The organism is Nostoc sp. LEGE 12447 (assembly GCF_015206985.1).
In the GTDB taxonomy this organism is placed as follows: Bacteria; Cyanobacteriota; Cyanobacteriia; order Cyanobacteriales; family Nostocaceae; genus Nostoc.
Genome location: NZ_JADEXT010000017.1, coordinates 30815 through 49702, shown reverse-complemented (window position 1 = coordinate 49702; position 18888 = coordinate 30815). Strand labels below are relative to the sequence as shown.

21 protein-coding genes are annotated in these 18888 nt (G+C 42.3%); 8 read left to right on the top strand and 13 right to left on the bottom strand.

Features of this window, described 5'->3' with window-relative positions:
* Positions 1-44 precede the first annotated feature (44 nt).
* Together IQ274_RS18290 and IQ274_RS18285 are read right to left on the bottom strand one after the other, a co-directional pair.
* Entirely contained in the window at positions 45-464 is a 420-nt protein-coding gene (locus tag IQ274_RS18290; RefSeq protein WP_194143051.1) for a type II toxin-antitoxin system VapC family toxin, read from the bottom strand.
* Positions 461-715 carry a FitA-like ribbon-helix-helix domain-containing protein gene (locus IQ274_RS18285; protein WP_194143050.1) on the bottom strand — a complete coding sequence of 85 codons (255 nt, stop codon included), beginning with the start codon at positions 713-715 and terminating at the stop codon, positions 461-463. Before IQ274_RS18285 ends, IQ274_RS18290 begins: the two co-directional genes overlap by 4 nt.
* 169 nt (positions 716-884) lie before the next feature.
* Between IQ274_RS18285 and IQ274_RS18280 the strand changes: the two genes are divergently transcribed.
* Positions 885-1913 carry a serine/threonine protein kinase gene (locus IQ274_RS18280; RefSeq protein ID WP_194143084.1) on the top strand — a complete coding sequence of 343 codons (1029 nt, stop codon included), beginning with the start codon at positions 885-887 and terminating at the stop codon, positions 1911-1913.
* Between the two features lie 150 nt (positions 1914-2063).
* Positions 2064-3410, top strand: a complete 1347-nt coding sequence (locus IQ274_RS18275; protein WP_194143049.1) for a serine/threonine protein kinase — start codon at positions 2064-2066, stop codon at positions 3408-3410.
* A gap of 178 nt (positions 3411-3588) precedes the next feature.
* Here IQ274_RS18275 and IQ274_RS18270 read toward each other — a convergent pair whose 3' ends face one another.
* From IQ274_RS18270 to IQ274_RS36595, 4 genes are all read right to left on the bottom strand, one after another.
* Positions 3589-3987: a helix-turn-helix domain-containing protein gene (locus IQ274_RS18270; protein ID WP_194143048.1), complete on the bottom strand. Its 399-nt coding sequence runs from the start codon at positions 3985-3987 to the stop codon at positions 3589-3591.
* Positions 3984-4133 (bottom strand): type II toxin-antitoxin system HigB family toxin, encoded by a 150-nt coding sequence (locus IQ274_RS37745; RefSeq protein WP_322745241.1) that lies wholly within the window; start codon positions 4131-4133, stop codon positions 3984-3986. Before IQ274_RS37745 ends, IQ274_RS18270 begins: the two co-directional genes overlap by 4 nt.
* Positions 4134-4552: 419 nt before the next feature.
* A complete protein-coding gene (locus IQ274_RS36600) occupies positions 4553-4693 on the bottom strand; it encodes a hypothetical protein (RefSeq protein WP_228058243.1) in 141 nt (46 codons plus the stop codon).
* 14 nt (positions 4694-4707) lie between these two features.
* Positions 4708-4911, bottom strand: a complete 204-nt coding sequence (locus IQ274_RS36595; protein WP_228058242.1) for a hypothetical protein — start codon at positions 4909-4911, stop codon at positions 4708-4710.
* 649 nt (positions 4912-5560) lie between these two features.
* On the opposite strand from IQ274_RS36595, the gene IQ274_RS18255 reads away from it, so the two are divergent.
* Positions 5561-7342: a M61 family metallopeptidase gene (locus IQ274_RS18255; RefSeq protein ID WP_194143047.1), complete on the top strand. Its 1782-nt coding sequence runs from the start codon at positions 5561-5563 to the stop codon at positions 7340-7342.
* Between the two features lie 128 nt (positions 7343-7470).
* On the opposite strand, the gene pyk is transcribed toward IQ274_RS18255, so the two are convergent.
* Positions 7471-9240, bottom strand: coding sequence for a pyruvate kinase (gene pyk / locus IQ274_RS18250; protein ID WP_194143046.1), 1770 nt, complete (start codon positions 9238-9240; stop codon positions 7471-7473).
* 379 nt (positions 9241-9619) lie between these two features.
* Here pyk and crtR point away from each other — a divergent pair, with 379 nt between their 5' ends.
* Positions 9620-10510, top strand: a complete 891-nt coding sequence (gene crtR / locus IQ274_RS18245) for a beta-carotene hydroxylase (protein WP_194143083.1) — start codon at positions 9620-9622, stop codon at positions 10508-10510.
* Here the strand turns inward: crtR and IQ274_RS18240 are convergent.
* The 6 genes from IQ274_RS18240 to IQ274_RS18215 form a co-directional block, all read right to left on the bottom strand.
* A complete protein-coding gene (locus tag IQ274_RS18240) occupies positions 10485-10697 on the bottom strand; it encodes a DUF433 domain-containing protein (RefSeq protein ID WP_163930216.1) in 213 nt (70 codons plus the stop codon). The genes crtR and IQ274_RS18240 overlap by 26 nt on opposite strands.
* 96 nt (positions 10698-10793) lie before the next feature.
* Complete coding sequence (locus IQ274_RS18235; RefSeq protein WP_163930214.1) at positions 10794-11294, bottom strand: DUF6756 family protein; 501 nt, start codon at positions 11292-11294, stop codon at positions 10794-10796.
* Positions 11295-11523: 229 nt separating this feature from the next.
* Positions 11524-12099, bottom strand: a complete 576-nt coding sequence (locus tag IQ274_RS18230) for a Uma2 family endonuclease (RefSeq protein ID WP_163930212.1) — start codon at positions 12097-12099, stop codon at positions 11524-11526.
* A gap of 563 nt (positions 12100-12662) precedes the next feature.
* A complete protein-coding gene (gene aroH / locus IQ274_RS18225; RefSeq protein WP_163930210.1) occupies positions 12663-13076 on the bottom strand; it encodes a chorismate mutase in 414 nt (137 codons plus the stop codon).
* A gap of 102 nt (positions 13077-13178) precedes the next feature.
* Positions 13179-14000, bottom strand: a complete 822-nt coding sequence (gene sppA, locus IQ274_RS18220; RefSeq protein WP_163930209.1) for a signal peptide peptidase SppA — start codon at positions 13998-14000, stop codon at positions 13179-13181.
* A 544-nt stretch (positions 14001-14544) separates the two neighbouring features.
* Positions 14545-14841, bottom strand: coding sequence for a hypothetical protein (locus IQ274_RS18215; RefSeq protein ID WP_114082862.1), 297 nt, complete (start codon positions 14839-14841; stop codon positions 14545-14547).
* 410 nt (positions 14842-15251) lie between these two features.
* On the opposite strand from IQ274_RS18215, the gene IQ274_RS18210 reads away from it, so the two are divergent.
* The 4 genes from IQ274_RS18210 to plsY all read left to right on the top strand — a co-directional run bounded on the left by IQ274_RS18210 (position 15252) and on the right by plsY (position 18846).
* Positions 15252-16049 carry an MlaE family lipid ABC transporter permease subunit gene (locus IQ274_RS18210; protein WP_190936931.1) on the top strand — a complete coding sequence of 266 codons (798 nt, stop codon included), beginning with the start codon at positions 15252-15254 and terminating at the stop codon, positions 16047-16049.
* Positions 16050-16156: 107 nt separating this feature from the next.
* A complete protein-coding gene (locus IQ274_RS18205) occupies positions 16157-16573 on the top strand; it encodes a DUF3119 family protein (protein ID WP_163930204.1) in 417 nt (138 codons plus the stop codon).
* Between the two features lie 137 nt (positions 16574-16710).
* Positions 16711-17985 carry a DUF3086 domain-containing protein gene (locus IQ274_RS18200; RefSeq protein WP_194143045.1) on the top strand — a complete coding sequence of 425 codons (1275 nt, stop codon included), beginning with the start codon at positions 16711-16713 and terminating at the stop codon, positions 17983-17985.
* A gap of 183 nt (positions 17986-18168) precedes the next feature.
* Complete coding sequence (plsY, locus tag IQ274_RS18195; protein WP_194143044.1) at positions 18169-18846, top strand: glycerol-3-phosphate 1-O-acyltransferase PlsY; 678 nt, start codon at positions 18169-18171, stop codon at positions 18844-18846.
* The last annotated feature ends 42 nt before the right edge of the window (positions 18847-18888 follow it).

Genomic DNA, 18888 nt, shown 5'->3' with positions numbered 1-18888 from the left:
AGTGGAAGGAGGGAGATACCTGCGGTAGGCTACATCAAGGCTATCTAAATATTCTCCACCCATAAAAGATGACTGATGTAAGTACTGCTTCTAAGTGCATTGTAAAATTTTTCGTCTGCTGTTACCATCTGGCATTGTTGAGTAATAGCAAGAGCTAAGTATAAACTGTCATACACTGCACGATCTGTCTGAAGGGCAATATCTAAAGCAAGTGGCATTAACGGCTGAGATAAATACACCTCTACAGGAACTGCATTTAAATCTGTTAATGTTTGTCTTGCATTTTCAGCAGTGTCTTCACCGCGACGGACTCTTTTCCACAAGACGTTTCCCACTTCTGGAAAGAAAAAATCTGGAACTAAGAAAGTATGATTACTTGCTACTAAACGTCTAGCTGCATCAGAGTAGACTTCAGGGATAAACCACTTTATAGCAATGCTAGCATCTAAAACATACTGGCTCACCGCTCTCTGTCCTCGCGGATGAGTTCAGTACTATCACTGAAAATTTTTCCTGTATATCTAACTTGAGCGCGTGCTACAGCTTCTCTGGTTCTTTCCATGTCGCTGCCAGTGTGGTAATGTGTCGCTTTTTCAGCCGCTTGTTGTAGGATCTGTTTTAGTTCTTCTTGCAAAGACCTACCGTGTTGTTTAGCAATAGTTTCTAGCTTTTCTAGAATAATGGGATCTAAATTTTCAACTAAGATTTGAGCCATAATTTTATGGTTTTTTTCGCTGCTTTTATTCGAGATTTGAAATTAGTTTAGCAAGTGTAGACGCAAAAAGTCTTATTCAGAGACATAGCGCTGTTTCTGTAAAGCTAGGTTTCAGTTCTTCGGGCTTTCTTATGTGAAAATTAATACAAATATTGTGGGAGTTGCAAAGATGGCTTGGGTAGCAGGTGATCCGTTGCAAGGTGGCAAATATAAAATTGAAAAGGAATTGGGAAGGGGACGGTTTGGTATTACTTATTTGGTAAGAAACAGGAATAGCGATCGCCAAGTCATTAAAACTTTAAATGATGATTTACTAAATTCCCTTAACCAGCCGGAGCGCGGACGGCTAAAGACAATGTTTTTGCGGGAGGCTTTAAAGCTTCAGAAGTGTAAGCATAAGTATATTGTGGAGGTCGTAGACTCCTTTGAAGAAGCAGACCGTTTGTGTTTGGTAATGGAGTATGTAGATGGAGTCAGTTTAGCTGATCGTCGCCAACAAGTTCTTTCTGAACAAGAGGCACTACGTTATATTCAGCAAATTGGTGAAGCTTTAATAGTTGTGCATGAAAATCGATTGATTCATCGAGATGTACATCCAGGAAACATTTTTTTGCGGGTGCGAGAAGGACACCCGGAAGCGGTGCTAATCGATTTTGGTTTAGCTCTGGATTTTGACCACATCTTAACCACAAATCGAACCAAGGAAACTTCTGAAGGATTTACACCTCCTGAGCTTTATGCTCAACATACTAAACCAACAGGGGCATATAGCGATATTTATTCTCTGGCGGCAACTCTTTATGTGCTTCTAACCGGAAAAACACCAGTGGATGCGTTTAAACGGAAGGTAGATAACGCTCGTTTAGTAGCTCCAAAAGAACATAATCCTCAGATTAGCGATCGCACCAACCGCGCAATTTTAACAGGGATGAAGCTAGATTTTAAGCAGCGTCCTCAATCAATGCGAGAATGGCTCGACTCTTTGGGGTTGACTGGAGAAACTCCTCAGCCTGTTTCAACTGTATCCTCTAACACCAACTCAAATTGGGAGCGAAAAATTCAGATTTGGGGAGTGGTGATAGCTGCGATCGCTGCTTTTGTAAGCTTACTTGCAGCTATACCTTCTTGGATTCCTATTGTCAATCAATTTAATCAACCGTCACAGTCTCCCAGTCCATCATCTACAAAAACACCGTAGATTTAGTTCAACTTTCATTGTGTATTGTGCAAAATTCTGCAAAACTGTATTATTTATGAAACACACTTAAGTCATAAAAAACACCCATATCCAGCTTTTTTAAACTGTTTTAATTACGAATTACGAATTACGAATTATTTAGGGGTTTTCATGCCTTGGACAGATGGACAACGATTACAAGGTGGCAAATATGTAATTGATAAAGTCCTTGGACAAGGGGGATTTGGGATTACTTATAAGGCATTGCATATTGAGCTAAACCAGACAGTAGTCATCAAGACACCAAATGAATATCTCAGCCATGACCCAGAATATGACAAGTATATAGACCGATTTATCCAAGAAGGGCGGATACTTGCACGTTTATCTGAAGACCCTCATCCTCATATTGTGGGAGTGATTGACTTGTTTAAGGAAGGTACTATCCATTGCTTGGTGATGGATTTTGTACCGGGAGAAAATTTGTTTGAGGCAGTAAAACGTAGAGGGGCGTTACCAGAAGCAGAGATTTTACCCTGTATCCGCCAGATTGGAGAAGCTTTAGTGGTAGTGCATCAGGCAGGTTTAGTACATAGAGATGCCCATCCCGGAAATATCATGTTGCGGAGTAATGGCAAAGCAGTTCTGATTGACTTTGGCATTGCTAAAGAACTCGTGCCTAAAACTTTGAGTTCAAAGGGTATTGCAGGTAATGAGGGATTTGCGCCCTATGAGCAGATGAGCAGAGGTAGTCGAGATCCAACGGTCGATGTTTACTGTCTGGTTGCCACACTCTATTATGGGGTGACAGGTCAACGCCCTACAAGTTCTCTGGCTCGCAAGCTAGACAATACTTTCCTGATTCCACCTAAACAAATTAATCCAAGCATCAGCAATCAATTAAATCAAGCAATTCTCAAGGGTATGGCGCTGGAGGCAAAAGACCGCCCTCAGTCAATGCAGGCATGGTTGGCAATGTTAGAAGCACCAAAAGCAAAGCCTCCACCACTTGTTGATCCAGTTCATAGAAAAGAAGTTGTTCCTTCCAAAGCCAAGCTACCTTCAAAGCCAATTCTAGTTAAACCAACTACTAAACCACCTAGAATTATTCCTTGGGGCTGGTTGGTTGGTGTATTGTTAAGCTACCTATTCACAGGCTATTTGTTAGCAGCGTTTAAGGCTCCGTACATAATTTGGGCTGTGGCTGTGGCTGTGGCTGAAGCTTGGGCTGTGGCTTGGGCTAAGGCTGTGGCTTGGGCTGGGCTTGTGGCTTGGGCTGGATTTGTAGCTTGGACTGTGGCTGTGTCTTCAACTGTGGCTTGGGCTTGGGCTTGGGCTTGGGCTTGGGCTGTGTCTTTGACTGTGGTTGGGGCTTGGGCTTTGGCTCTGGCCGTGGCTGGAGATAAATTACTAGAATCTTTTAGCAAGGTTAATACTTTTCTAATTTTAGCTAGCACTTCTAGTCTAGGCTTGGGTTTGGGATGGTTAGGACATAGGATTTTTAATACAGGTACATAGCTTACTCAAGCTCTAGAAGCTAACTGGCAAAAGATTTTGTAGTTGTTGTATCGAGTAGAGAAGCGATGTCTAACAACAAGTTGCTGCGCGTCTACGCACCTTTCACCTCATACCAAAATATTAAATTTCCGGCTCAATACCAAGCGCTGGTTTTAACAGTGTTGTTATGGAAGATAAGCTAGCTAAATAAACTGATATCTACATTAAAATAGTCTGCCAAAGCTTCTGCTTGAGTTTTACTAATAGTGCGATCGCCATTAACAATTTGCAAGGCAATTTCCAATGAACCAATTACCTCAGCTAATGCTTCGGTTGTAGTATCGCGTGCGTCCATTAGATGTACTAACATCGAATTGGGTGTACCTTGGAGAATTGGGTAATGGGTTTCTTCAAACTGCTCAATTAAAGTTACCAACAGTTGCAACAGCATTTCTTCTTCTGGTGTACGATTGGGACGATGTTCTAAGGTTAATGCGAGTGCGATCGCTTGTTCGTTTTCTGCATCTGTGGTAATGATTTTTGGCTGATACTCGGCTAGCAATTTACCATAAAATTCTGGATTAAAAGTACGGGTCATTTATCCTTATCATATTCAGCGTGAGTCAGGACATATTTAATATAGATTCTTTGAGTTTCGTAAACAATATCAGCAATCAAACGGTAATTGTTTCCTTTAATATTAAACACAGTGAAGTTACCAACTGCTTCTGCTTTTGGATAAATAGCCTGAACTTCAAGCAGATTTTTCCATTCAGCTTTAGTTGCTACCCTATATCAATCATAAAGTCCTTCCCTTGTATCTGAATGTGCTTCACAAAATTCTCGTAGAATTCTGCGACTAATAACGTGCATTTAAATTTACTCTAATTACGATTATTAAATTTTCTCTCAAATTTAGGGTTTTATAAAGTTCTCTAAATCAACGGGGGTTTTTCTCATACCAATCAGCCAAATACCTAAGCTTCCGGTTCAATGCCGAGCCATGTCTAACGACAACCTGCTATGCGTCTACGCCATATTTCTCTAAAACTCAAGCGATCGCTATTTAAATGCTATCTTTTTTCTATTCGTTCACCACCTAACTAAGAATCTCCCGATTTGAATTCGGGAGAGTGTCAAAAAACCCAAATGTATTGTCTTTATCAAATAACAACCTCTTGCTTAGGCTTCCGCACTGGACGCTTGCGTTCGCTGCGACGAACGCCCCCTGCCATTTTGTACTCATCGCTATTCTTGCCATACCTTGCAGCTACGCTGACTAAGGCATGTTCTGTTAGTTCCATCAGTGACTTTTCGGCTAATTGGTTCCCTGAGTTAGATCCACCGTGGAGAGGCTGGAGTTATAAGCTTCCAATTTGTCCTGTGTTTTTTTGATGGCGGCGGCAAAGGTGTCAATAGTGACTCCATTGCCTAAATCTAAGGTGGAACTAATCGATTTCAAAGCCGCAATCCGACGCTGTGCCCTATCAAGTACTTTAGACCCACGTTTTGGACGTGACATAAATAACTTTCCTTTTGTTAATCATGCACTAGGATAAAAACTGGCTTATATCCTTGTCTTTACACCATTAGGATAAACAAAACCAAGGTGATTAACACCCGCAATATTCAGTATTATTAAAAATATTTAGCACAAAAAGCATTTTATTTATTGCGTGAATTTATTGAGGATTATCCGAATTCAATAAACGACTGCCTGAATTCAATAAACAACTGCCCGAATTCAATAAACAACCGCCTGAATTCAATAAACGATCGCCCGAATTCAATAAACGATCACCCGAATTCAATAAACAACCGCCCGAATCCAATAAACAATCGCCCGAATTCAATAAACGACTGCCTGAATTCAATAAACGACTGCCCAATAAGCTTGGGTTAAGCATTTCTTCTCTTCTCTCTGCTTCCTCTGCGCCTCTGCGGTTCGTTAAAAATTTGACTTTGATAAAGAATCTTAGCCTTACCTAAACTGTGTAAAAATTAATACAAATATTTTGGAAATTGCAAAGATCGCTTTCGCAGCAGGCGATCGGTTGCAAAGTGAGAAATAAACTAGGTTTTGACTACCGCAGCCAATAAAAAGCGAAACTTAACATGCAAATTTGTCATCATGAGAGAAATTACCTATCGATTATTAACTCAGCACCAAGATGACTGAAGCAACAGCAACTCGTCCCAACGCATATATCCAGGAAACTGGCCCGACGATTCATTACCTGGTAGCAATGTCTCAACCAGAAACCCATCTGTTTGAGGTGACTTTACGCATTGTCGATTACCCCTCGCCGATTCTCGATTTAAAATTGCCGGTATGGACACCCGGTTCGTACTTAGTTCGGGAATATGCCAAGAATTTACAAGATTTTGTGGTTTTTGCAGAGGGTAAGCCTTTACCTTGGCAGAAAATCAGCAAAAATCACTGGCAGGTAGACAAAACAGGCATTTCAGAATTAACTGTACGTTACCGCATTTTTGCCAATGAGCTATCGGTACGGACAAATCACTTGGATGCTACCCACGGTTATTTCAATGGTGCAGCACTATTTTTTAGATTACCAGGCTGGGATAAGCAACCCATTCGCGTTACCATCGTACCACCATACCCAGAATGGCAGGTAACAACTGCTCTACCTCCCGTAGGTGAGGAAACAAATACTTTCTGGGCAAGCAATTTTGATACTTTGGTGGATACTCCTTTTGAGATTGGTAGCCATCAATTGTATAAATTTGAGGTCTTGGGAAAACCCCATGAACTGGCAATTTGGGGGAAAGGTAATTACCAAGTTCAGCATTTGATTGCTGATATCCAAAAAATTATTCAGGTAGAAGCGCAGATGTTCGGCGGTTTGCCTTATGAACGATATGTGTTTCTGCTACATTTATTTAGCCAAGCTTTTGGCGGTTTGGAGCATAAAGACTCTTGCTCGTTAATTTACCAACGTTTTGGATTTCGCACTCAGGAAAAGTACGATCGCTTTATGCAATTAGTTGCACACGAGTTTTTTCACTTGTGGAATGTTAAACGAATTCGCCCAAAAGCATTAGAAGTTTTTGATTATGACCAGGAAAACTACACACCATCATTATGGTTTTGTGAAGGTACTACTAGTTACTATGACTTGTTAATTCCTTTGCGGGCAGAAATTTATGATGTTAAGTCGTATTTGAATAACTTGAGCAAAGAAATTACCAGATATGAAACGACACCGGGACGCAAGGTACAACCCGTTTCCGAGTCAAGTTTTGATGCCTGGATAAAACTTTATCGCCCCGATGCCAATAGCGGTAATTCTCAAATTTCTTACTATTTAAAGGGAGAAATGGTATCGTTATTGCTGGATTTACTGATTCGCTCTACTCATGACAATCAGCGTTCCCTCGATGACGTAATGCTGAAAATGTGGCAGCAATTCGGGAAAGATGAAATTGGCTATACTCCAGAACAGTTGCAGGAAGTTATAGAATCTGTCGCTGGAATTGATTTGACTGATTTCTTTAAACGCTACATTGATAGTACTGATGATTTACCTTTTAATCAGTATCTTGAACCCTTTGGCTTGCAGTTGGTAGCTGAACAGCAGGAAGAACCTTACCTGGGTGTGAGAATAAATACAGAGAATGGGCGGGAGATGATTAAGTTTGTGGAAACTGATTCACCTGCACAAATAGGGGGAATTGATGCAGGTGATGAGTTGTTAGCAATTGACGGGATTAAGGTAGCGGCGGGTAGTTTAAGCGATCGCCTGAAAGATTACCAACCCAACGATACCATCCAAGTCACAGTTTTCCACCAAGACGAACTGCGTACTTATTCCATTACCCTCGCGTCACCACATCCCACTCGATATCAGGTAAAACCTGTTGAGCATCCTGACTCAACACAGCAGAAAAACTTTGCTGGATGGCTTGGAGTTGCGATCGCAACTGTTTAATTTTGGGAATTGGGGATTGGGAACTTGTATTGAGCGTTCGCGTAGCGTCTCGTAGAGAAGCCGAAGTATTGGGAATTGGGAATTGGTTATTTCCCCCTGCTCCCCTGCCTCTCCCCCATTCCCCAGTTCTAAGGCGTTCTCACTGCCCCAGAGTAAATCAAACCCCGTTGCAGATCCAGGGTTATAATCGCTCCATCTCGAATCACCTGCGTTGCCTGCTTCACGCCAACAATCACTGGCACACCGAGACGTAAGCCAATCACCGCCGCGTGACTTGTGAGACTTTCCTCTTCCGTAATAATCCCGGCAGATTTGCGAATAGCCTCAACAAAATCAGCACTAGTGCGCGGTGCAACTAATATGTCTCCAGGATTAAAGTTACTAACATCCATCCCAGTATTAGCAACCCGTGCGCGACCACTCACTAAACCTTGTCCTAATCCAATTCCTTGACCTAGTACCGCCGTCACCACCTCAACCTTAATCAAATCTGTGGAGCCGGAAATTCCCTGGAGTGTGCCAGCAGTCATTACTACTAAATCTCCCTCCGACAGTAACTTCAACTCTTGAGCCACATTAATCGCAGCTTGAAATGTCTGACCAGTGGAAGGTAATCCTAGCACCAATAGCGGTTTTACTCCCCACACCATTTGTAGCTGCCGCGCTACATTCACATGGGGGGTAACAGCCAAAATCGGTGTATTGGGACGGAATTTAGAAACATTGCGAGCAGTTGCCCCAGTTTGCGTTAGGGTCATAATTGCTGATGCGCCTAGTTGCTCAGCAATTTGACCTACAGCTTGACTAATCGCATTAGGAATGGAGCGCCGGGAATCTCTCACGGAACGCAAGTTTAAGTGTTGGGCTTCTTCCTGCTCCATCCGCTCGGCAATCCGCGCCATTGTCGCTACTGCTTCTACAGGGAAGCTACCGACGGCGGTTTCATTGGAGAGCATCACCGCGTCTGTGCCGTCTAAAATCGCGTTTGCCACATCTGACACTTCCGCGCGGGTGGGACGGGGATTGCTCACCATGCTGTCTAACATCTGGGTGGCGGTGATGATGGGAATCCCTAAGCGATTTGCTGTCGCAATTAGCCGCTTTTGGAGTACCGGAACATCTTCGGCTGGCAATTCTACGCCTAAGTCGCCTCTGGCAACCATTACGCCATCACACAAAGCCAGAACTGCCTCCATTTGTTCAATAGCTTCATGTTTTTCAATTTTGGCAACCACCGGCACTTGCTTGCCTGTACTAGAAATTAGTTCTTTAATTTCGATCATGTCCTGCGGATTGCGGACAAAGGAAAGTGCCACCCAATCTACACCTTGATCTAGACCAAACATCAGATCCTCTCGGTCTTTGTCGGTCATTGCCTTAATTGACAGGTAAACGCCGGGAAAGTTTACGCCTTTGTTGTTAGAAAGTTTACCAGGCACGGTGACGCGACAATGCAAATCACCTTTGTCTCGGTTAATCTCCTCTACCAGCATTTCTACTCGTCCATCATCGAGGAGGATTTTTGCCCCAACTGGGACTTCTTCGGCTAAATAATCGTAGGTGACGCAGCTAATTTCCTGTGTGCCTACCACCGGACGGTTTGTCAAGGTGAAGCGATCGCCTTTTGCCAAAACTATAGACCCGTTGTCAAACTTCCCCAAGCGAATTTTTGGGCCCTGCAAGTCTTGGAGAATGGCCACTGGCTGATTTAATTCAAAAGCGGTTTGCCGAATTAAGCGAATACTACGCTGATGGTCGGCATGAGTTCCGTGGGAGAAGTTTAGCCGTAGCGTCGTGGCTCCCGCTTCAATAATTGCCTTGAGCATTTCAGGACTGCTAGTGGCGGGGCCAATAGTAGCGACAATTTTTGTCCGGCGCAGAGAATCTCTTAATTGCATAGGGGCTGAAGTGAGGGAGCTATCTGGGAAGTCATCGTAACTTAAGTTGCATCTCCTTTTCAGTTACTGCTATATCAATAGATATAAGCAGTTAGAGAGGTTTTATGGGAGAGTGAGGGCTGTGGGATAGACTAGATATAGTACATCAATCTTGTATCCATCCTCCCAACGAAAGAGTTTATCCCATCAACTTTTTGCCAATTGCCATACCCCACTTATCAGTAAAGATTAGTTCTTGTCTGGAATCATAGCGTTATTCATCTACTGATATGCAAAGCTGTGGATAAATATTGCTATACAAAAGGTTACAAAACTTTATTCTTCACTAATATTTATCGTATATTCGTAATGTTTGATTAAGAAGGAGTCAATGTTAGAGATGATCGCATCGGAGGCACGAAAGCCACTGACAATCCCGCCAAAGGAATTTTTAGCGCCTCCTGGTGATTTTAATCCCACGCTATTGCTGTTTTTGGTAGCTGTAGCAATGCTGGTGTTATCTAACTTTGGTTACTGGCTTTGGGAATGGCCCCACTGGCTCTGCTTTAGCGTTAACACTATTGCGTTGCATTGTGCTGGGACGGTTATTCACGATGCTTGTCACCAATCTGCCCATCGCAACCGGGTGATAAATGCGATGTTAGGACATGGCAGTGCGTTGATGCTAGCTTTTGCTTTTCCAGTGTTTACGCGGGTGCATTTACAACATCATGGCCATGTCAATCATCCCAAAGACGACCCAGATCATTATGTCTCTACAGGTGGCCCACTGTGGCTGATTGCAGTGCGGTTTTTGTACCACGAGGTATTTTTCTTTCAACGGCGACTGTGGCGGAAATATGAGCTATTAGAATGGTTCATCAGTCGCTTAATTGTCGGTGTAATTGTTTATATCTCAGTGCAGTACAACTTTTTGGGTTACATTCTGAATTTTTGGTTTATACCGGCTTTTGTGGTGGGGATAGCACTGGGATTATTTTTTGACTATTTGCCCCATCGTCCTTTTGCGGAGCGCGATCGCTGGAAAAATGCTCGCGTCTACCCTAACCAGATTCTCAATATCCTAATTATGGGACAGAATTACCACTTGATTCATCATCTGTGGCCTTCTATTCCTTGGTATAATTATCAACCTGCATACTATGTGATGAAACCCCTTTTAGATGAAAAAGGATGTTATCAAACTTCAGGATTGTTGCAGAAAAAGGACTTTTTTGAGTTTGTTTACGACATCTTTCTAGGAATTAGATTTCATCATCAAAAAGAATAAAGTTGTTGTATGAAGCGCTCGCTTGCTCACGGCTGACACTGGGAAAGTGATCTAAAAACTCATCCAGTGAGTCACCAGCTTCTAGATAATCGAGTAAGGTTTTTATCGGCACACGAGTACCAACAAAAACGGGCGTTCCCCCCAATATATCGGGGTCGCTATGAACAAGACGCGATGTAGATGTCATATAGTTAATATGTGTTCGACAGACTAGCTTCTGATCCTAGCTCTGGTTGTCTTAGAGGTTGTTTGAAAAGTGCTTGGCTGTTTAAAAATGCTGAACCTATTTGACGTTTTCACGATTTGATTTTAAGTATTCTATCTTTTCAGCCATAGACTGCCCAACACCAATCAATACCCCGTGACGATCTTCACCCAGTAGCCACTCAAACTTTTTCGAGACTATGTAATATTCAAACCCATACATTTCTGCTATTAGGTCGGCAATTACCGCAATCTTGCCCTCATAGAGCCAGTAATTACCATGCTGTTTAGTTCTTTTCCAGTCTTCAGTCACAAACCATACTGTCTCTTCTAGAGGTACAAGTTCTTTCAAAACGTCGGGTGCATATTCGAGATGAATTGAGCAAGACGGTTCTTTGAATGAACCCCACCACCAGCGATAATTTAGTCCTTTTTTACCCAAGCTTGTGAATCGCTCAAGAATTGACACCAATATCTGTTCGTATTCATGAAGGCTAACTAACCTGAAATCATTGCAAGAAAGGTTTAGCGTTTTTATGGCTTCTTCAATATCTACTCTGAAATCTAAGCGTTGAGTCATAAAATCTCCATCGCTCTAATACCAATGAGTAATTAATTGGATCGCTCTCCAAACAAAGCCAAATCAGTAATTTTGGTTGGTGATGTATGTGAGCGATCGCAGTAATTAAACTCCCGTTATATCCCTAAAGAGGTTATTCCATAATTCTTTTGAATGCGTGACTTTCGCGGCTCGACTGAGCTTCGCCGAACGTCCTTGCGGTACTAGACTATTAAGGATGGTCTATTTTCTAACCAACATTACCCGCAGACAACACTTGTTCAACTGTAAGCGCAATTTCCGGGAAAATTGCAGACACAATTTGTTGACTCCCGCTAAACTCTTTTTCCTCGTACAATCCTTCTGACAACAATAAAATCGTAATTTTTGACTCTATTGGATCTACAATCCAATATTCAGGAATCTCTAATGCTGCATATTCAGAACGTTTATACCGATAATCGCGTTTTACTGAATCAGGACTGACAACTTCCACTACTAATATCGGCGCAGACTGACAAACAGCAGATTCATCAAGGAATTCCATTACCTGTTCAGCCGTTACAACATAAACATCAGGCAATCTTGACTTTCGCCATCCCGTTCTCACCCCCGCTTCTCTAAAACATAGCCAAGGTAAACTCAAGCGATTGATTTCTGTGTCAAATGTCTGTTCAAGGAATTTAGCAAGTAGTAAATGTCTAAAAGTTGGTGGATTCATGCGTTCTAGTTTCCCATCCACCAGTTCATAACGGCTATCAGTACCATCGTTATAAGCGAGATATTCTTCAAAAGAGTATAGACGCTCTGTAGTTGTCTGTGTCATCGCGCAACTTTTAAATAAAGGTTTTTTTTGAGGTAGTACTCAAAAAATCATTAGTAATTGCATACATATTGGCTTGTAGTAGGGTTTCAACGTGTAGGCAAATAAAAAAGCTGTATAATCTTATCACCCACAAGGCACGATTCTATTGTTAGCTACTTAATCATACTACCACCCCAAAAAAATCCAAAAGTTCTACTGCGGCACAATTTTATGCGATCGCATTTACTAAAAATCAAAAGAGTGATTTCTGTCTGAAGAGGTTATTGTTCAATCAAATTATTAATTGTTGAACCGAATTATTCCTCCACACCGAATACTGTTCGGTTAAGGCAAGAGACGCGATGAATCGCCGTCTCTACAATAATCAGTACTTTGTAGAGACGGCAATTTATCGCGTCTTTAGCGATCAATAATTTTCATCAAAAAACCTTAATCGAACCGAATTATTCCTCTACACCAGCATTTCCTTTGGTAATTCGAGAGCGGCGTAACCCCTCGTAGACATCGCTTGCTCACGGCTGACACTGGGAGGCTGTTTGTTAAATATATTTTATTTAAATAATTTACACTTTTGACTTAACTGCTGGCTGTGATGTTTGTAAAGGCTGGGGCAAACTCCAGTCGGGACGCAAGCTGGCGGCGTTGCGTAAATAAATATGATGAACCGAGGCGGAGGCTGGCAGATAGGCGTGGATTAAGAACCGAATGCAGCGCTGCAAGCTACCTTCAACGTGCATTTGCTGCACATCCAACATGGCCACATTATCCCAACCAGGACGCGCTCTAGCGATCGCAGCTGGAAAAATCACATCCAAATCGCGTGTCACCGAGAAAGTAACACTAATCATGTCTGTCGGCTGAAATTGATTCCGATTTTCCAATTCATCTAGTAGTTCTGTCACTACCTCTCGGATTGCCTCAACAGTATTTTCTGAAGCAGTTGTTGCTCCACGAATAGCCCGCATTTGCCACTCCACGCCAAAATCCTCCTAAAAAGATAAAAGTTAGGAGTTAGAAGTTAGGAGTTAGGAGTTAGGAGTTCAAACTCTCAACTTCTCACTCCTAACTCCTAACTCAAGCTAGGGTCGATATAACCACAGAGGTAAACCACTAGTAGAGACTTCAAATTCGAGCCAATCAATTCCAGATCGAATTCCTGATGAAACCTGACGACTTCCTGGTAGAAGTCGACTCAATAGGGGTTTACGTTCTTCTAGGGTATAGCAGAGAGTTTTTTCCGGATCAAGTCCAACTAATTCTGCTGTCCAGCGACGGGCATCTTCTTCAGTACCCAGGCGGTCTACAACACCCAATTCTAGGGCTTGCTGTCCAGTAAAAATCCGACCATCGGCGAAACTTTTTACAGCTTCTACTGTTAAAGAACGGCCATCAGCTACCGTTTGGACAAACTGCTGATAACTTGTGTCAATCAACTCTTGCAAGATGTTTTCTTCTGGTTGAGTCAGCTGCCGATCAAAAGCCAAAATGTCTTTGTAAGGGCCAGACTTAATTACCTGGAAGGAAACACCGATTTTTTCTAGCAAGCGTTCCAAGTTATTGCCACGCAAAATCACACCAATACTACCCGTAATTGTACCTGGGTTAGATACGATGTGTTCTGCTCCCATGCCGATGTAGACACCTCCAGAAGCCGAAATATTGCCAAAGCTAGCGACGATTTTAATTTTTTCGCGCAAACGCTTCAGGGCGCTGTAAATTTCTTGAGAATCTCCGACTGTACCGCCAGGGCTATCAATACGCAGCAATAATGCCGGAAATTTTTTTTCTTCTACAGTTTTCAGTGCTTCTAGGACGCGTTTGCGAGTCGCACCGGCGATCGCACCAGTAATTTCAATCCGCGCAATTTGTTTTCTAAACTTGGGCTTAAACGGCCAAACCATGAGCTGTAAACATTCCTCGTAATAAACTCAATATAAGATCCCCAGAGGTCAGACGACCTTCTTTCCTCTGTTAAGAAACATGAGCAGGCATTATGTTTATCAAGATTTTAAGGAAATTTTTATATTTTGCAGTGAGTTTTATTTGATATTCTCGATGAATGCTAACAAATTCCTTAAACATTGCAGCCAACACAAAATGCCAAACTCTAGTTTAGCGTCCAATGTGGTGGTTTAGCACAGACTATTTTAGCTATTTTGCATAATTAAAAGTTTCAAAGCCCTTAGTTTACTAGCTTTTTGACTGTTTTCGGATTGGGTTACTACAGTCGGGCATACGGAACATTTATCAGTAATTAATAACTAATAACTAATTAATAATAAGTATTTAATTAATAATTTTGGTACTCAATTTAATTAATAAAATTTCATTCAGTAACACTAATCCCTGTTTAGGTTAAGACCAGTAGTACTTTCATTTTGGGGAATCTCAATTTTTCCTCTCTTGTACAGCCCATGAACACCTGACGAAGACTATTCACATCATTCAGGAGTCTATTCGTAAAATTTGATACCGATAGTAAACATAAGTATCAAACAGTGACCCGACGAAACTACAGGTCAAGCTAATTACAAATAATCCACGCAGGGGAGTCCCACTGCCAAAGGTGGCGAGGAAACGTATAATCTCAGTGGCGATCGCTTCAGTTAACTCTTGTAAACCCGGAAAGGAACCGATAAGGGATAAAAGGAGCAGTCCACCGCCAACGAAGAAGATGGGAGCGACAAAACTAAATATGATCGTAAGTACTAAGGAGCGGAGAAAGTTAATGAAAATAGTCATTTAGGACAAACTCCGTGAGTAGAGATGACAATAGCTAGATAGCGGTTTGTCATTTTCTACAATACGTGCGATCGCTCCAAAGCAGACAATCTGTCAAAAATCTTAAGTTTTCATTAAAAGAAATGGCTACCAGTTACAACACGTGCTGGGGCTTTCCAAAATTATTTAAATCAATCAAACCCTTGCATAATCAAGCTTGTGGTCAAGATTAGCATCCATTCATTGGTTTGCAGCACGTTTAATAATAGCTTTATTTTCTGAGAGCATTTTTAATCTAAGTTAATATTCAGCCCCCTTGGGAGTCAGGGGCATAACGGAAATGAGTTAGAAATAACCATTCCCAATTCCCCATTCCCTATCCCAACGACTTCCGCTATTCTTAAGGCAGTTACCGAGTTAGCTACAGAACATTGAACCAGACTACATCCAAATCCAGTTTAGGAGAATGGAGTCAGCGATTGCTGGCAGCGATTTTTCTGGGTGGGCAAGTACTAGTTCACCTATTGAGGGGCAAAATCCATCGGCGCAACACCTTAGAACAAATGGCAGCAGTTGGGCCAGATTCTCTATTTATTGCCCTATTGACGGCTATTTTCGTCGGCGCGGTGTTTACCATTCAAGTGGCACGAGAATTTATCAACTTTGGTGCAGGAAACATTATCGGGGGGGTGCTTTCTATAGCGTTGACACGAGAACTCTCTCCCGTGTTAACAGCAGTGGTTTTGGCAGGGCGAGTCGGTTCTGCCTTTGCAGCCGAAATCGGTACCATGCGCGTAACAGAACAAATCGATGCCATGTTGATGTTAAAAACAGATCCAATCGATTATCTGGTTATTCCCCGCGTTATTGCTTGCTGTTTAATGCTACCAATTTTAACCCTCCTGTCTTTGATAACAGGGATGTTCGGAGGATTCGTAATTGCGACAAATGTCTACAACCTCTCTGATACCGTATTTCTAGACTCAGCCCGTAACTTTCTTGGGATCTGGGATATTATTAGCGCCATGCTTAAGGCATGTTGCTTTGGGATTTTAATCGCCGTAATTGGTTGCAGTTGGGGATTGACGACAACAGGAGGAGCCAAAGGAGTAGGACAGTCAACCACAACTGCTGTTGTGACTGCCTTGCTAATTATATTTGTTAGCAACTTCTTTCTTTCTTGGTTAATGTTTCAAGGGCTTGGCAGTGCATTTTTGAAAGGCTTATAAAAGTGAGAAGTGAGTATTTAGGAGTTAGGAGTGATGAGTTAAAACTCCTCACTCCTGTAGAGACACGATTAATCGCGTCTCTACTTCTGACTCCTAAAATAAGAGATATGTTTACTAATAAAGCAGGATTTAAAATTGTGACCAGTTCATTTGCTCCTAACTCCACATCAACTGTGGAACTCAAGCCTAGTTACAATATACCTATAGTGTTAGTGATTACCGCTATTCCACTACTGTTGGTACAACCGTGGATAGGCGCTGTTTTCACACTGTTTGGCTTATTTCTCATGTTTCAGGCGTTAACGCTGCGTTTGCAATTTACCGTCACCGACTTAGATATTTACAGAAATGAAAAATTGATTCGGCGCTTTCCCTACCAGGAATGGCAAAACTGGCGGATCTTCTGGAATGGAGTCCCCATTTTGTTTTACTTTAAAGAAATTAAAAGTATTCACTTTTTGCCGATTTTATTTGACCCCAACATGTTGAGAACTTGCTTAGAACAACGTTGTCCGCGTATTTAGTGCTGAGTACCACGAGTGCTGAGTCATTTTGCTCTCAACTCATAACTCAGCCCTTGTGACTCAGGACTTTTATGGCAGGTTAATTGTAATATTTCTGAAAGCTATTTATTCGCGTCATAGGAATTACACTATTGTTTATGAACCCAGAGGCATCTCAAACCCCAGAACCAATTGATGAGCGGTTGGCAGAAAAAGAAGAGCAAAACAATGCAGTTGAACATCCAGTCAATCCATCTGTTGAGTCAGTGGGAGAAACAGGAGGCGTTAGCTCATCAGAAAACTACGCAACTTTTGAGCCACTCATCTCCAATGCAGAAGTGGTAGATACTACAGTAGAGCTAACAGAAAATTCAAATGGCGAGTTTGTAGCGCAGTCGGAACCGGAAAACACCGCACTGGGGTCAGAAATAGAATCAGAAAATCATCCATTATATGCCGAAGCAGAGCAGCGAGTAGCAGAGTTGCAAAAGGCTGAAGCAGCCCTCAAGGAAAAAATGGTTAAGCTGCAAGCTTCTTATAAAAACCTTCAGGCACAAGTGAGTGAAACTCAAACCTCACTGGGACGACTTGTGCAAGAATCGTTGGTACAGTTAGAACAACGCAAACAAACCCTGCAAATTTCTGTAGAACAGCTAGAACGCCGTCAAGAACGTATCCGCAACGAGATGCGAACCACTTTTGCTGGTACATCCCAAGATTTGGCAATTCGGGTGCAGGGTTTTAAAGACTATCTCACGGGTAGCTTACAGGATTTGGCTGTTGCTGCCGAGCAGTTGCAACTAACACCAAGTGTGGTGGAACGAGAAAAACCAGCTGTAAAAGAGGCTAAACCTGTTGAGGCCCAACCTGGAATACCGCAATTTGCCCAACAGCAGTTTCAAGATACTACAAAGCAAATTCGCCGCCTAATTGACCAATACCGCAATAAACCAGATTATTACGGCCCAGCATGGCAACTACGCCGAACCTTTGAACCAATCCATGCAGAACGAGTCTCGAATTGGTTTTTTACCCAAGGGGGACGGGGTGGTTTGCGGACAATGGGTAGCCGCTTACAGAATATTCTGATTGCCTCAGCTGCAATTTCGATATTACACAAGCTGTATGGCGATCGCATTCGTACTTTAGTCTTAGCTAATACACCAGAGCGATTAGGTGAATGGCGGCGCGGCTTACAAGACTGTCTGGGAATCGGTCGCCCAGATTTTGGCCCAGACCGGGGTGTAGTATTATTTGAGGCTTCTGATGCTCTCGCTCAGAAAGCAGACCGATTGACGAAAGCCAATCAACTGCCCTTAATTATCATTGACGATTCAGAAGAGCAAATCAGTTTGTCACTGCTGCAATTTCCTCTGTGGTTAGCCTTTGCTCCTGACCCCAAAACCGTGAGAAACTATGATGATGACTTTTAATTAGTCATTGGTCATTGGTCATTGGGCATTGGGCATACCAATTCTATATGAGACTGAACTTTATTTACGTAGGGGCAATTAATGAATTGCCTCTCTAGTATCTAGTTCTGTGTAATTCCTATAGGTGCATCTTCTTTCAAGAATGGTATTAAGAGATATTTCTCTAGATTTTTAAACTTTATTATGGCTATCTGGTTAAGTCTGTGCGGCGTAATAGTGCTTATAGCTTACCTGCTGGGTTCCTTTCCCACTGGGTATATTGCTGTGAAGCAGTTAAAGGGTATCGATATTCGGGAAGTTGGTTCAGGTTCCACAGGCGCAACTAATGTGCTAAGAACCTTGGGGAAAGGGCCAGGAGCATTCGTTTTAGTACTTGATTCCTTAAAGGGAGTATTAGCGATCGCTCTAGTTTACTGGTTATTCAAGTTTGCCTCTAGTCAAAATTTTATCCCTCCAACGATAGATGCACAACTATGGCAACCGTGGATAGTAACCTTAGCTGGGTTAGCTGCCATTCTGGGACATAGTAAATCGATTTTTTTAGGCTTTACTGGTGGTAAATCTGTTGCTATCAGCTTGGGGATTTTATTGGCCATGAGTTGGCAGGTAGGTTTAGCAACAGCCGGTGTGTTTGCCATCGTTGTGGCGATATCGCGGATTGTCTCTTTGAGTTCAATTGTAGGTGCGATCGCTGTTTCCATTCTCATGGTAATTTTGCATCAACCGTTACCCTATATTCTGTTTGGGATTGCCGGTGGATTATATGTAATTTTGCGCCATCGCACTAATATTGAACGACTGTTTGCTGGTACCGAGCCAAAAATTGGGCAAAATGTAGCGACACCAGAACAAACTACATAATTTACCAACCGCAAATAGATATATTTTGTCCCCAGCTTCAGC

Excerpts from the sequence above, each read along its gene's own strand:
- IQ274_RS18280 (WP_194143084.1), top strand. The coding sequence starts at position 885 with ATGGCTTGGGTAGCAGGTGATCCGTTGCAAGGTGGCAAATATAAAATT.
- plsY (WP_194143044.1), top strand. The coding sequence starts at position 18,169 with ATGGCTATCTGGTTAAGTCTGTGCGGCGTAATAGTGCTTATAGCTTAC.
- pyk (WP_194143046.1), bottom strand. The coding sequence starts at position 9,240 with ATGCAATTAAGAGATTCTCTGCGCCGGACAAAAATTGTCGCTACTATT.
- IQ274_RS18200 (WP_194143045.1), top strand. The coding sequence starts at position 16,711 with ATGAACCCAGAGGCATCTCAAACCCCAGAACCAATTGATGAGCGGTTG.
- IQ274_RS18205 (WP_163930204.1), top strand. The coding sequence starts at position 16,157 with ATGTTTACTAATAAAGCAGGATTTAAAATTGTGACCAGTTCATTTGCT.
- IQ274_RS18230 (WP_163930212.1), bottom strand. The coding sequence starts at position 12,099 with ATGACACAGACAACTACAGAGCGTCTATACTCTTTTGAAGAATATCTC.
- IQ274_RS18215 (WP_114082862.1), bottom strand. The coding sequence starts at position 14,841 with ATGACTATTTTCATTAACTTTCTCCGCTCCTTAGTACTTACGATCATA.
- IQ274_RS18255 (WP_194143047.1), top strand. The coding sequence starts at position 5,561 with ATGACTGAAGCAACAGCAACTCGTCCCAACGCATATATCCAGGAAACT.
- IQ274_RS18285 (WP_194143050.1), bottom strand. The coding sequence starts at position 715 with ATGGCTCAAATCTTAGTTGAAAATTTAGATCCCATTATTCTAGAAAAG.
- crtR (WP_194143083.1), top strand. The coding sequence starts at position 9,620 with ATGATCGCATCGGAGGCACGAAAGCCACTGACAATCCCGCCAAAGGAA.
- IQ274_RS36595 (WP_228058242.1), bottom strand. The coding sequence starts at position 4,911 with ATGTCACGTCCAAAACGTGGGTCTAAAGTACTTGATAGGGCACAGCGT.
- IQ274_RS18240 (WP_163930216.1), bottom strand. The coding sequence starts at position 10,697 with ATGACATCTACATCGCGTCTTGTTCATAGCGACCCCGATATATTGGGG.
- IQ274_RS18270 (WP_194143048.1), bottom strand. The coding sequence starts at position 3,987 with ATGACCCGTACTTTTAATCCAGAATTTTATGGTAAATTGCTAGCCGAG.
- sppA (WP_163930209.1), bottom strand. The coding sequence starts at position 14,000 with ATGGTTTGGCCGTTTAAGCCCAAGTTTAGAAAACAAATTGCGCGGATT.
- IQ274_RS36600 (WP_228058243.1), bottom strand. The coding sequence starts at position 4,693 with ATGGAACTAACAGAACATGCCTTAGTCAGCGTAGCTGCAAGGTATGGC.
- IQ274_RS18235 (WP_163930214.1), bottom strand. The coding sequence starts at position 11,294 with ATGACTCAACGCTTAGATTTCAGAGTAGATATTGAAGAAGCCATAAAA.
- IQ274_RS18275 (WP_194143049.1), top strand. The coding sequence starts at position 2,064 with ATGCCTTGGACAGATGGACAACGATTACAAGGTGGCAAATATGTAATT.